This window comes from Roseateles sp. P5_E8, assembly GCF_054177665.1.
The window spans coordinates 1-13086 of record NZ_JBGCUM010000090.1; the positions used below are offsets into that span (position 1 = coordinate 1).

The 13086-nt window shown below is 65.1% G+C and carries 9 protein-coding genes; 4 read left to right on the forward strand and 5 right to left on the reverse strand.

The features are described 5' to 3' along the window. The 4 genes from ACXRVZ_RS26505 to ACXRVZ_RS26520 all read left to right on the forward strand — a co-directional run. On the forward strand, positions 1 to 2286 hold a 2286-nt coding region (locus ACXRVZ_RS26505), incomplete at its 5' end, for a YDG domain-containing protein (protein ID WP_458233045.1). Positions 2287 to 2338: 52 nt separating this feature from the next. Beyond that, the gene (locus tag ACXRVZ_RS26510; protein ID WP_457424732.1) at positions 2339 to 2926 is read left to right on the forward strand and encodes an OmpA family protein; all 588 of its coding nucleotides are present in this window, start codon (positions 2339 to 2341) and stop codon (positions 2924 to 2926) included. Positions 2927 to 2947: 21 nt separating this feature from the next. Then, the gene (locus ACXRVZ_RS26515; protein WP_457424734.1) at positions 2948 to 3874 is read left to right on the forward strand and encodes a hypothetical protein; all 927 of its coding nucleotides are present in this window, start codon (positions 2948 to 2950) and stop codon (positions 3872 to 3874) included. 694 nt (positions 3875 to 4568) lie between these two features. Further along, a complete protein-coding gene (locus ACXRVZ_RS26520) occupies positions 4569 to 7121 on the forward strand; it encodes a hypothetical protein (RefSeq protein WP_457424736.1) in 2553 nt (850 codons plus the stop codon). A 398-nt stretch (positions 7122 to 7519) separates the two neighbouring features. Here ACXRVZ_RS26520 and ACXRVZ_RS26525 read toward each other — a convergent pair whose 3' ends face one another. From ACXRVZ_RS26525 to ACXRVZ_RS26545, 5 genes are read right to left on the reverse strand one after another with little or no spacing between them, the layout of a single operon-like run. Next, the gene (locus ACXRVZ_RS26525) at positions 7520 to 8482 is read right to left on the reverse strand and encodes a glycoside hydrolase family 43 protein (protein ID WP_457424738.1); all 963 of its coding nucleotides are present in this window, start codon (positions 8480 to 8482) and stop codon (positions 7520 to 7522) included. A gap of 29 nt (positions 8483 to 8511) precedes the next feature. Then, the gene (locus ACXRVZ_RS26530) at positions 8512 to 9300 is read right to left on the reverse strand and encodes a 3-keto-disaccharide hydrolase (protein WP_457424740.1); all 789 of its coding nucleotides are present in this window, start codon (positions 9298 to 9300) and stop codon (positions 8512 to 8514) included. Between the two features lie 19 nt (positions 9301 to 9319). Beyond that, positions 9320 to 10297: a galactofuranose ABC transporter, permease protein YjfF gene (gene yjfF / locus ACXRVZ_RS26535; protein ID WP_457424742.1), complete on the reverse strand. Its 978-nt coding sequence runs from the start codon at positions 10295 to 10297 to the stop codon at positions 9320 to 9322. After that, complete coding sequence (locus tag ACXRVZ_RS26540; RefSeq protein ID WP_457424743.1) at positions 10294 to 11289, reverse strand: ABC transporter permease; 996 nt, start codon at positions 11287 to 11289, stop codon at positions 10294 to 10296. Before ACXRVZ_RS26540 ends, yjfF begins: the two co-directional genes overlap by 4 nt. A 17-nt stretch (positions 11290 to 11306) precedes the next feature. Continuing rightward, the gene (locus ACXRVZ_RS26545; RefSeq protein ID WP_457424745.1) at positions 11307 to 12842 is read right to left on the reverse strand and encodes a sugar ABC transporter ATP-binding protein; all 1536 of its coding nucleotides are present in this window, start codon (positions 12840 to 12842) and stop codon (positions 11307 to 11309) included. Between the last annotated feature and the right edge of the window lie 244 nt (positions 12843 to 13086).

The window sequence follows — 13086 nt, forward strand, 5'->3', positions numbered from 1 at the left end:
CCGCTGGGCAGCGACCAGCTCACGCTCAACGCGGGCACGGCGACGTTCAGCGACAAGAACGTCGGCACGGCCAAGCCGGTCTCCATCAGCGGCGCCAGCCTCACGGGCACGGACGCCGGCAACTACCAGCTCGCCGCGCCCACCGGCCTGACGGCCAACATCACGCCCGCCACGCTCACCTTCTCCGCCACGGCGCAAAGCCGCAGCTACGACGGCACGACCGTGGCCCAGCTCACCGGCCTGGGCGTCACGCCGCTGGGCAGCGACCGGGTGACGCTGAATGCCGGCGCAGGCGCCTTCGCCGACAAGAACGCCGGCACCGCCAAGGCCGTCAGCACCAGCGGCTTCAGCCTCTCGGGCCTCGACGCCGCCAACTACCTGCTGGCCGCGCCCACGGGCCTGGCCGCCGACATCACGCCGGCCACGCTGACCGGCAGCGTCAGCGCCGCCAACAAGGTCTACGACACCACCACCGGCGCCACGGTCAGCGTCAGCGCCATCACCGGCTTCATCGGCAGCGAGAGTGTGGGTGTGGCCGGCTCCGGCAGCTTCGCCGACAAGAACGTCGGCACGGGCAAGGTCGTCACCGCCAGCTACCTGCTCAGCAACGGCGGCAACGGCGGCCTGGCCGCCAACTACCAGTTCCAGCCGCCGGCCGGCAACGTCACGGCCAGCATCACGCCGGCGACGCTCACCTACCTGGCCGACCCCGCCGTGTTGTTGAGCGGCCTGCCCTTCCCCACCTTCACCGGCACCGTCAACGGCTTCCTCGGCAGCGACTCCGTCGCCAACGCCACCACCGGCACCGCGGCCTACCAGGCCGGCGTGGCCACCAGCGCGCTGCCCGGCCTCTACGCCATCAACGGCAGCGGGCTCGCGGCCGCGAACTACGTCTTCGTGCAGGACAGCCGCAACGCCCAAGCCCTGCAGATCGTCCCCAGCGTCAGCCCGGCCCAGGACACGGCCCAGACCGGCACGGCGAACCTGGCGCACGCGCTGCAGGCCTCCCTGCCCGATGCGCCCACGTTCACGCCGCGCGACACCGGCTTGCTGGACCTGACGGCTTCGTCGTCGGGCAGCCCGCCGCCGTCCGGCCAGGCCAGCGCCAGCCAGGCGGCGATAGCCTTCGGCCCGCAGCCCGTCAGCGACATGTCCTCGGAGGGCCTCGTCAACCTGCTCGGCGAGCGGGAGGCCTACAAGCGAAGCCTGTTCGCACCGGCCATCCGCCGCCTCGAGCAGGACCCGACCCTGGCCGACCTGCCGGCCTGCCGCAGCCTTCAGGAGCTGGCCGAAGGCAAATGCCTGCTGACCGAGGCGCTCAAGCGCCAGACCCAGGCCCTGCGCATCGCGGCGGCCGCCGGGACGCTGCCGACGCCTGCGCCCGCCCAGCCGGTGGCAGCACCCACCTTACCCACCGCATCCGCCCCGGTCACGGCCCCGCCGGCGCCCGTGGCGGCGGCACCGGTGCCCACCCCCACGCCCGACTTCTCGCAGCTCGCCAAGCGGCCCGTGCGACAGGCGGCCCTGCCCCAGATCACGCGCAAGATGGCCCTGCTGATCGGGGCCGRCACCTACCAGGACCCGCGCGTGCCCAGCCTGGCCAATGCGGTCGGCGACGTGCGCGCCGTCGGCGCGCTGCTCGAAAGCCAGCTCGGCTACGAAACCGTGGTCATAGAGAACGCCAACCGCGCCTCCGTCATTGCGGCACTGAACCAGATGGCGGTCGAGGCCGGGCCGCACGACTCGGTGGTGGTCTATTACGCCGGCCACGGCGAGCTGGTCGACGCGAAGGATCAGGGCAAGGGCCAGGGCGGGAGCCACGGCTATTGGCAGCTGGTGGACAGCCGGGCCGACAAGCCCGAGAGCTGGCTGTCCAACGACGACATCACGCGGCTGCTGAACCAGATCGACGCCTCGCAGGTGGCCCTGATCTCCGACAGCTGCTACTCGGGGGCCCTGGCCAATGGCGAGCGGCTGCGCGCCGTGCCTGGCACGCCCAACCCGGCCGCTCTGCTGGCCGGCCGCAGCGTCGTCGTGATGTCCTCGGGCGGCAACGAGCCGGTCTTCGACAGCGGCAAGGACGGCCATTCGCCCTTCGCCTGGAACCTGATGAACACCCTCGGCAAGTTGTCGGGCTGGCAGCCCGGCGGCAACGTCTTCGAGCGCGTACGCTTCGCGGTGGCGCGCGAGCTGCCGCAGCGCCCGCAGTACGCGGCTGCGGTCGGTCACCAGCAAGGGGGTGACTACCTGTTCGAGCGGCGCCAGCTGGACACCGCCAAACCATGAACCAGCGTCGGCCGGCCACCCGGGCCGGTCGCCGCCTAGCAGGAGACTTCCGATGAACCTTCTTCTCGAACGACTCGCCCTCTGGTCCGCTTCGCTGCTGATGCTGTGCTGCGCCGCCGCGGCGCAGGCGCAGACCGGCCCCGCTGCCAACCCCGTGCTCAAGGGCAAGCAGGTCACCGAGTCGGCCCTGGTCGACGCCCTGGCCATCGAGCCGCCCGAGGCCGCCAGCGGCGTCGGCGTCATGCGCGGCTTTCGCCCGGCGGGCAAGCCCGGCGCGCCGCCTGTGAAGGCCGGCCCCGGCAAGGCCAGCCTGCTGATCACCTTCGCGACCAACGCCGCCGACCTCAGCGCCGATGCCCAGCGCCAGCTCGACGTGATGGCCCGCGCCCTGCAGACCGACACCCTGGCGGGCTTCTCCTTCCGCGTCGAAGGGCATGCCGATGCGCGCGGCGAGGCTGACACCAACCAGCGCCTGTCCCAACAGCGGGCCCAGGCCGTCGTCGACTACCTGGTCAGCAAGCACGGCATCCTGGCCGACCGCCTCAACGCCATCGGCAGGGGCTCGTCCGAACCCCTGAACAAGATCCAGGCCAACGCGCCAGAGAACCGCCGCGTCACCTTCGTCACGACACGCGGCTGACGCCCTCGCGGCGCCCGCGCCTTGCGCCCGGTCCACCGTGTTCGACTGATCTGGCTGGGCCTGCTGCTCCTCGCGCTCGCCTTGGCGGGCGGCGCCCTGTTGATGCGCCACGCCGGCGGCGGCATGCCGGCGCCGCCGCCGCCATCACAACCTGGTGTCGAGCCAGCCTCGGTCGCTGAATTGCTGGCGCTGCGCCCCGCGGCCGACTGGCAGCCGCGCTGGCTGCGCGGCAAGGGCGCCGTGCTCGTCATCCAGTTCCCCAACCTGTGGGCCCAGGGCCGGGCCCTCAACCGCGCCGCGGCCCTCATCGAGAAGGCTGGGACGCGCCGCGACCAGGTGCTGACGGACGCCGGGCTGCAGGACGCCCTGGCCGCTGCGGACGACAACGAGGCCAGCTATTTCCTCGGCCACGATTACCGCGCCGATGACCTGGCGAGGTTCTTCAGCCTGGCCCAGACGCAGCAGGTGGCGCTCAATGCCGACGAACTGCGCCTGCGCCAGCTGCTGCTGGACGCCGGCCTGCTGCAGGCGGCCGGGCCCGGCCAGTTCAGCGGCAATTCGGACCGCGCGCTGATCAGCTTCAGCGCCGAGCAGGCCGACGACCCCGCCACACCGCAGGACGAAGGCATGGACGGCCAACGCCGAGAGTCCGTGTTGAGGCACGAACTCAGCCACGGCCGCTACTTCACCGACGCCCGCTACCGCGACCATTGCCGGCACTTCTGGACCGAGCTCCTGTCCGAAACCGAGCGCCAAACCTGGCGCCGCTACCTCGACCGACTGGGCTACGACCCCGCCAACGAGGAGCTGATGGTCAACGAGACCCAGGCCATGCTGATGCACACGCCCGACACCCGCGACTTCGACGCGGCGGCGTTGGGCATTGGCGCGAGGGAGCTCGAAGGGCTGCGGGCGCGGTTTCGGCAGGGGCTGCCGGTGGGGGAGTGATGTTCAGGCTTGAAGAGGCCAGGTCGGCACTGCTCCACCTCAGCCTTCACGGCGACATGCTCGGCCTCGCGTGGAGGCCACTGGCTTCCAGCCTGAGGATGCCATCGGAGCAGTCAGTGAGGTCAAAGGTGAGATGCAGCATGGTGATGCGTAGAAGGAACTGCCTATTTAAATTTGCCCCGCAGTTGATCGGCTAAGCGACCACATGAGCCAGTGGTCAGTAACATCACCTTCCCTCTCGTCTGGGAGGAGCGTCAAGTGATATGCCGCATAGCACCAATATCAGATCTTTTGTATCCGCCGCGAACAGCCAAGATCCTCTTTTGCGAGCTTACTGTGGGCTCGTGGCCCTGGAACTTGCCATCAAACATGAAGTTGGGTTGTCGGATCATGATGTAGTTCACGGGCTGAACAAGCTTCGTGGTGCCAAGGCCATCGACACGAAGGCATGGACCGCAGTTAGCTTGCTCACTTTGACTAATAAGCTCCGGACTGACTTGGTGGCCATACACGTAAACGGCGTGGACGGGATGGCTCGCACCGCACCCGCCAACAGTTATCCGTACCTCAGGTACTGCCGGTTCGCCGAAGACGGATGGACAACTCCGCATACGGCTGAGAGTGAGCTGACTACGCTTGCAAACACAGTCCAGCAGATCAGAACCTTCCTCCGAACCAACTTTTCATTGCTGATATGAAAACACTATCCCAGCTGTTGCGGCGTCTTCAAGAGCACATGAATGGTCGGATCGAATTACGATACGTTCACCCACTCGTGTACGTTCTCTGCATTGACGAGGAATTTGGAGGGCGCGATAACGAAGAGCGACACAGCATCCTTGCTGCGAAGATCGATTGTTCAATAGAGGAACTTCAGGCCATCGTGGCTAGAGGCTCTTTGCAATTGGCACCAGTCACCCGTCGAGAACGGGAGATTGACTACGCCTTCTTAGACAACCAAGAGAGTGGGCAACATTGGCTTTCGTGGTACGCCCATTTGTCCGACCGCGCGGCGCCAGCGACCGTGGAAGGCGATACGTCTAGAGCACTTCACTTCTATGGCTTTAAGGGCGGACAAGCTCGATCAACGGTTCTTGTGCTTTTGGCGAAGCTCCTCGCCGACGACGGGTTCAGCGTTCTTGTAGTCGATGCGGACATAGAAGCGCCTTCACTGGATGCAGTCTTTGACGTCGCGGCAGAGACGACGTCGGCAACGCTAATGGGCCTCTGTGGATGGAGCAACGAGATAGAGCCCCTCCCTCGCGTTTACGTTGGGCATCCCACTCAAGGCACGATTGATCTTCTCGCTTGCCGTCCGCGGTCAATCGACTACGACCTGGACTTCGCCGGATTCCTACTAGGTTCTACGCTCGACGCGCGACTACTTGAACGCGCATCCATCAAGCTCCGGTCTTTTGCCAACGCTTCAAGCAAGTACGACTACGTACTTTTCGATCACCGTACAGGGCTTGCTTCCTCTGTTCTTCCTCTGCTAACGGGATGGCCCGGACCGACAGTTGTCTTCATTCGGCCGGATGGGATGTCGAGACACCTTGAGCATTCATCCGCGCTACGCGCGCTCCTAGCTCATGACCGCCAATCTCCCGGTGCTTTTGTAACTTTCTCGCTCGATCCAAAGCAAACGGCCGGCGACTTCCTTCAGAGGCACGGCAAGTTTGTGGAGGGTCTGCTTGAAGGCCTATCCGATGCGTTGACAACCGAGGAGGATATTGATCCTTCCGAACTGCAACGCTACTGGGTTCTATGGAACCATGACGCAAGCTTGCTCGGCCAGACGTCGCTGGATCCGCAGCAGTTGGGGTCGATGAATCGAAAGGCTCTTTCCCAACTTAGGGAAGTGCTAGGGATTGAGGTCGGAAAGGAAATCAACCCACCAACTTTGACAAAAAGCGGTGCCACTGATGAAGGTCTCTTCATCCTGACACCAGACATCGCTCGACTCTTTAGTGTTGATAGCCGAATTCTGTACATATTTGGTCGCAAGGGAACTGGTAAGACGCGACTTCTTAAGGAACTTAGTCAGGGTGGATTTGGGACACCACTATTGGTCGCACAAGACTTCGCCGGGGGTGGAATTCCCAGCGGTGGCGCAACTTTTAATGCACTGCTTCAACGAAGTGCGGACGACTACGAAACGTTCTGGTGGGCCTTGTTGTTGGGCGCCCTCAACGCTGACCCTTCGGACCCGTCATCATTGAATCAGCAAGTTCTGGCGTTGTCGCAGACTTCAATTAGCGAACTTCGTAAGGAAGCGACCGCTGCCAATACTGAAGCTCTTATCGCTTCCATGAACTGGAGCGCGCGTCGTGTGCTTCTGATAGATGGCGTTGAGACGGCGGTGCCTGCTGCCAAGCTTCGTCTATTTGTCGAATCATTGTTCCGGTTCCTTGGCACTGTGCGGTACAGCCAAGTCATATCAAACGCACTAAGTATTCGACTGTTCCTGCGCTCCGACTTGCATAAAAGTGCTGCGCAGAATATAGAGCAACAGATTGAAGGATCCGTGCTGGATCTGCGATGGGACCGCAAGTCGATTTTGAACTTTTCTGTAGCTCGTATTCATAGCTTGTCATGGTTCAAGACCACATTCAGAGGCGTCTGGGACAAGATTGACAAAGATCTCCAACGCCTCTCTCGCGGCGCGCTCAGCGAGTTAGAAGCGGAGGAGTTGCTGCTCGAAATATTTCCCAAGGATCTAGAGCGAAACAAGATTAAGACGACTACGTTCTTTGCAACCTATTTCTCTGACGCTGGAGGGGAGAGTGATGCAAAAGCCTCCTTCTACCCCCGGCTCTTCGATGGCTTCCTGCGAACAATGAACGATGCGCCTGACCATTCCGATGCGCTGCAGGGGAATAGGCTAAAAAGCACGTTTGTTTTGCGCTCCTACGACGCAGCTTCAACAGCTTTCATCAACGAAGTGCGGACCGAACTTCACAACCTGCTTGAGCTTGAGAGTGAAGACACGGCGAATCGCGATGCCGTGAATAAGCTGTTGGATGCGTTCTCCGGCCTAAAGACACCGTTCGACGTAGAGGACATCGTCAAAGATCTAGCTGTTAGAACCGGCTACGCCGGTGAACAGATACGGAATTCATTAAGCAGGATGAAGCAGCTGGGAATCTTTGAAGATCGCCCCGGCTACCCCGGTTGGTGGCGAACTGGCCGACTCTATAAGTCTGGATTGGCTATGAAGTATGTTCGGAATTCCAAAGTCGCCGAGTAGCGGCGAGCCCTTTGGCTGGGGGTAAACGCAATGAACGACAACGATTCTCCGCGCAACCGCGGCGTTGGCGACTACCGCGAGCGTCGCCCGAGCGACGCTGACTTCGAATTCCTGATGAGCCCGGCGTGCAGCCGGCGTTAACCGGCGTGAAGGGGCAATGGATGGCGTTCTTCATAGGGACAGCAGCGAGAGCGAAGCGGGTCGCGTCTGGGCACAACGCCGCCGGTCGTTTTCGCGCGCCGCTCACGGCGGCATCGCGACGGTGTGCGGTTCAGCGCCTCTTCTTTGGTGACTTTCTTCTGGCGCCGCAGAAGAAAGTTACCCGGCCGCCGGGACGGACTCCCGGCAATGCAGCGAGCAGACACGCTCTCCGCTAAAGCAACCCGAACCGAAACACCTCAGGGCTTGCACCCCACCGAAGGATTCGCCTTCGGTCCTTCCTTCGTCTGCGGAATGAACGGAATCGTCCCATCCGCCCGATACGAAAACTCCTCGATCGCCACCGACCGCCGGTACTCGCCCCCACCCGGCAGCTCCGCGTTGTGATACGCGATGTAGCTCTTGCCGTTGAAGTCGAAGATGGCCTGGTGGATGGTCGGCGTCTTCAGGTTCTTGGCCATGATGACGCCGCGTGGCGTCCACGGGCCGGTGGGTGAAGGCCCGGTCATGTAGGCCGTCTCCTCGGGGAAGTGCTGCGAGTAGCTGAGGTAGTACACGCCCTTGCGCTTATGCAGGTAAGACGCCTCGACAAAGTCCTTCACCGGCACGGCCGTGATCGGCCCGTCCAGCTCGGTCATGTTGGCCTTGAGCTTGGCGTACTTCAGCACCGTGTTGCCCCAGTACAGCCAGGCCTGGCCGTCGTCGTCCAGGAACACGGTCGGGTCGATGTCGTCCCAGGCGATGTCGGTCTGCTTGGTCATGTCGTTGGTGATGAGCGCGGAGCCGCGCGCATCGACGAAGGGGCCGGTGGGTGAATCCGACACCGCCACGCCCACTGCAAAACCCGGCACCGTCGCGTGCTCGACCGTCGAATAGAACCAGTACTTGCCGTCGCGCTTGACGACGTCCGACGCCCAGGCGCGGCCTTTGGCCCAGGAGAAGGTCTTGGCCTTCAACGGCACGCCGTGGTCCTGCCAGGTGACCATGTCGCAGGTCGAGAACACGCGCCACTCGTTCATGACGAAGTCCTTGCCTGCGGGCAGGGCCTCGTCGCGGCCGGCGAAGAGGTAGACGCGGCCGCCATCCACCAGCACGGCGGGGTCGGCCGTGTAGAGCGGCGCGAACAGCGGGTTGGTGGCAGCCTGCGCGGCGCCAAGGCCGCACAGCAAGGCGGCGGCAGAAACAACGATCCGCTTCAACATGGGTCTGGAGCTTTCTTCAGCAGATGCCGTCAGCGAACGAGCTGGCGGATCCTGATATTGCGAAACCACACCGGCTGCGACTCGGCCTGCAGCGCGATATGGCCGAACGACAACTGCAGCGGCGCGCCCGCAGCCAGGAAGGCCTTGGCGCTGTCGTCGCTGGGGTCGAGCTGCGGATGCTGATAGCGCAGCACCTCGACGCCATTCACGCGGTGGATGACTTCCTCGTTGCCACGCACTTCGACTTCGATGGCCACCCATTCGTCCAGCGGGAACAGCTTGGAGGTCGAGTCGATGATGTGGTCGGTGCGCAGCTTGCCGTTGATCTCAACGCTGGTGCCGGGCGTGACGACATTGCCCGTCTGGCGGCCCGCAGTGGCGCCGGCGCTGAGGAACTGGAACTCCATACTGACCGGCCAGGCCTGGTTCAGTCCCATGGTCAGCGGCGACTGCGAATGGATCATCACGCCGCTGTTGAGCTTGGCCCAGGGCGGTGCGTCGGCCACGGCCTTGCCGGTGATGCGGTACTCGAGCCGCAGGACGTAGTGCGAGTAGGCAAGGTTGGAGAAGAGGTGGCCGAAGCGCTCGTCGAACTTGCCATAGCCGTCGTAGCTGACCTTGAGCACGCCGTCTTCGACGCGAAAGGTGTTGGCGTAGTTCTCGCCGACCGGGTGCTTGTTGAGCTTGACCGTCCAGCCGGACAGGTCGCGACCATTGAACAGCGAATGCCATTCGTCTTCGCCCGCGGCCCAGGCGGGCGCCGCCGCGAGCGCCAGGCTCGCCAGGCTTGCCAACAGCGATGCGCAAAGCTTTTTCATCGGTGGCTCCAGGCGGCAATCAGGCGGCCACCTTTTTGAGGGACAGCAAGCGCTGCACGGCGCAGAAGACAAACAGCAGCGCGCCGATGACGATCTTGGTCCACCAAGAGCTGAGGGTGCCGTCAAAGGCGATCAGCGTCTGGATCAGGCCCAGCACCAGCACGCCGGACAGCGCGCCGGCCACATAGCCATAACCGCCCGTCAGCACGGTGCCACCGATGACCACCGCCGCGATGGCGTCCAGCTCCACGCCCTGCGCGTGCTGGCCGTAGCCGCTGAGCATGTAGAACGCGAACAGCAGGCCGGCGAGCGAGGCGCAGAAGCCGCTGAGGCCATACACGGCGACCTTGGTGCGGCCGACGGGCAAGCCCATCATCAGCGCCGAGGCCTCGCTGCCGCCCAGCGCGTAGACGGTGCGGCCGAAGGCGGTGCAGTGCGCCACCCACAGGCCCAGGCCCAGCATGGCCAGCGCGATGACCGCGCCGGGCGACAGGAAGGCGCCAGCGAAGAGCGGGATCTGCGTCTGCGACAGCGTGACGAACAGCGGCGCGTCGATGGTGATGCTGTCTACGCTGATCAGGAAGCACAGCCCGCGCGCCAGGAACATGCCGGCCAGCGTGACGATGAAGGGCTGCAGCTTGAAGACGTGGATGACCACGCCCTGCAACGCACCGAAGGCGGCGCCGCCTAACAGCACCACGACGATGACCAGCTCCGCCGGCCACTGCGCGACCTGCAGCAGCCATGCGGCGACCATGGTGGTGAGGGCCAGCACCGAGCCCACCGACAGGTCGATGCCGCCGGACAGGATGACGAAGCTCATGCCCACCGCGATGACGAGCAGGAAGGCGTTGTCGATGAGCAGGTTGGACACGACCTGCGTGGACGCGAAGCCCGTGTAGTTGGCCGCGCCGGCGATGAAGAGCACGGCCATCAGCACGACGCTGACCCAGCTGGTGAACGAGGGGGCGGCCATGGCCGCACGCAAGGCTTTCATGCCTTCCTCCAGGTGGACCACGCGGAGGACTGCGAGATGCAGACGGCGAACACGACGACGGCCTTGACGACCATGGTGACCTGCGGCGGCACGCCCATCGCGTAGATGGTGGACGTCAGCGTCTGGATGATCAGCGCGCCGATCAGGCTGCCGGCCAGGCTGAACTTGCCGCCGCTCAATTGGCCGCCGCCGAGGGTGACGGCGAGGATGGCGTCCAGCTCCAGCAGCAGGCCGGCGTTGTTGGCGTCGGCGCTCTTGATGTTGGACGAGATCATCAGCCCGGCCAGCCCCGCGCCGAGGCTGCAATAGACGTAGACGAAGAAGACGATGGCCGCCGTGCGCACGCCCGCCAGGCGTGCGGCGACGGGGTTGATGCCGACGGTCTGGATGAACAGGCCCAGCGCCGTGCGCTTCATCAGCAGCGCGGTGAGGCCGCCCACGGTGGCGACGACGAACAGCGACACCGGCAGGCCCAGCAGATAGCCGCCGCCCAGCCAGAAGAAGCTGGCGGGCTCGTAGACGGTGATGATCTGGCCGTCGGTCAGCAGCTGCGCCAGGCCCCGGCCGGCGACCATCAGGATCAGCGTGGCGATGATGGGCTGCAGGCCCAGGGCCGACACCAGCAGGCCGTTCCACAGGCCGCAGAGCAGCGCGGCGCCGAGTGCGGCGGCGAAGGCGACGGCCAGGCCGTGCGAGCCGACGAGCACGCAGGCCACGGTGCCGGAGATGGCGACGATGGCGCCCACCGAGACGTCGATGCCGCGCGTGGCGATGACCAGCGTCATGCCCAAGGCCGCGAGCATCAGCGGAGCGGCGCGGTGCAGGATGTCGATGAGGCTGCCGTAGAGATGGCCGTCCTTGATCTCCAGGTGCAGGAAGCCCGGCACGAAGATGGCGGCGACGGCGAGCAGCAGCGCGAGGGCGGCGAGGGGCCGCGCAAGGGGGTGCTTCCAGGCCCTCGAAACAGCAGAGGGGGCGCTTGGCGTGGACATGGCGAGATTCTGGGAATTCATGCAGCAGTTGCGGTGGCGGGCTCGGCGGCGATGACCTCGAGCACGCTGCGTTCGTCCAGCTCGCCGCGGCGGTATTCGCCGGCGGCGCGACGGTCGCGCATCACGACGACGCGGTCGCTGCAATGCAGGACCTCGGGCAGTTCGGAGGAGATGAAGAGGATGGACATGCCCAATTGACCGTTCTCGTCTTCCTTGTGGGCGAGCGCGCGGACCGCGTCCATCAGGTCTTCCTTGGCGCGCACGTCGATGCCGCGCGTGGGCTCGTCGAGGATGAGGACGGTGGGCTCGGTCGCCAGCCAGCGGGCGAGCAGCGCCTTCTGCTGGTTGCCGCCGGAAAGCTGGCCAATGGGCGTGTCGGCGCTGGCCGTCTTGATGCCCAGGCGCTTGATGTAGTCGTCGGCCAGAGCCTGCTGCTGCTCATGGCTCATGACCAGGCGAAGGCCTGTTCTAGCCTGCAGTGCGAGCAGGATGTTGTCGCGCACCGAGAGGTCAAGGATGGCGCCCTCGTGCTTGCGGTCCTCGGAGCAGAAGGCGATGCCGGCGGCGATGGCCTGGCGCGGTGAGTGCCAGCGGCCGCTGTGCTCACCGGTTTCGACATGGCCCGCGTCGGCCGTGTCGGCGCCGAACAGCAGGCGCGCGGCCTCGGTGCGGCCGGAGCCCAGCAGGCCGGCCAGGCCCAGCACTTCGCCGCGCCTGAGTTCCAGGTCGAGGGGCTGAAGCGCGCCGTGCCGGGCCAGCCCTTGCGCCTTCAGGACAGGGGCGCCGGTTTTCGGGGCGCGGCTGTCCAGGCGGGTGGGCTGCTGGTCCGGCGGCGCGCCCACCATCTTGTTGACGAGGGCCAGGCGACTGAGGTCACTCGCCAGGTACTCGCCCTCGGTCTCGCCGTTGCGCATGACCGTGATGCGGTCGGCCAGTGCGTAGGTCTGGTCCAGGAAGTGGGTGACGAAGAGGATGGCCAGGCCTTGACCACGCAGGCGGCGCAGCACGGTAAACAGACGCTGCACGGCGGCGTCGTCCAGGCTGGACGTGGGCTCGTCCAGGATGAGCACCTTCGCCTGCACGCGCAGCGCGCGGGCGATGGCGACCATCTGCTGCACGGACAGCGAGTAGCGCGACAGCGCGGCCGTCACATCGATGTCGAGATCCATCTGCGCGAGGACGCGCCTGGCTTCGACATTGACGGCGGCCCAGTCGATGCGGCCCCACTTACGCGGGAAGCGCCCCGCGCAGATGTTCTCCGCCACGCTGAGGTTGGTGCAGAGGTTGACCTCCTGGTAGACGGTCTGGATGCCGAGGGCCTGGGCTTCTTCGGTGCGTCTTGGGGCGATCGTGTTGCCATCGAGGGTGATGGAGCCGGCTTCGGGTGTGTAGAGGCCGGTCAGCACCTTGATGAGCGTCGACTTGCCGGCACCGTTCTGGCCCATCAGCGCGTGGACTTCGCCGGGGTAGAGGCGCAGGCTGACGTCCGTCAGGGCTTTGACGCCAGGGAAGGATTTGTGGATGCCGGAAAGGGCGAGGACTGGGTCGGTCATGTCTGTGCACCTTCTGGTTGGTGCCACGAGTGGTGCCGGGATTTCGCCCCGGCGGGCGAGTCACTTTCTGACCCGCCAGAAAGTAACCAAAGAGCTCCCCCCGACCGCACCGCCCTTCGCTTCGCTGCGGGTTCCCTGCGCTGCTCAGAGCTTGAGGGCCCGCCCGGAACTCGCGCCGCTACGCTCTGCTCAGACAACCGTGCGGAGTCAGTTCTTGAAGTGCGCTTCGCGCACGCCCTCAAGC

Coding starts and splice junctions, on each gene's coding strand:
- ACXRVZ_RS26510 (WP_457424732.1), top strand. CDS start 2,339: ATGAACCTTCTTCTCGAACGACTCGCCCTCTGGTCCGCTTCGCTGCTG.
- ACXRVZ_RS26520 (WP_457424736.1), top strand. CDS start 4,569: ATGAAAACACTATCCCAGCTGTTGCGGCGTCTTCAAGAGCACATGAAT.
- ACXRVZ_RS26525 (WP_457424738.1), bottom strand. CDS start 8,482: ATGTTGAAGCGGATCGTTGTTTCTGCCGCCGCCTTGCTGTGCGGCCTT.
- ACXRVZ_RS26530 (WP_457424740.1), bottom strand. CDS start 9,300: ATGAAAAAGCTTTGCGCATCGCTGTTGGCAAGCCTGGCGAGCCTGGCG.
- yjfF (WP_457424742.1), bottom strand. CDS start 10,297: ATGAAAGCCTTGCGTGCGGCCATGGCCGCCCCCTCGTTCACCAGCTGG.
- ACXRVZ_RS26540 (WP_457424743.1), bottom strand. CDS start 11,289: ATGTCCACGCCAAGCGCCCCCTCTGCTGTTTCGAGGGCCTGGAAGCAC.
- ACXRVZ_RS26545 (WP_457424745.1), bottom strand. CDS start 12,842: ATGACCGACCCAGTCCTCGCCCTTTCCGGCATCCACAAATCCTTCCCT.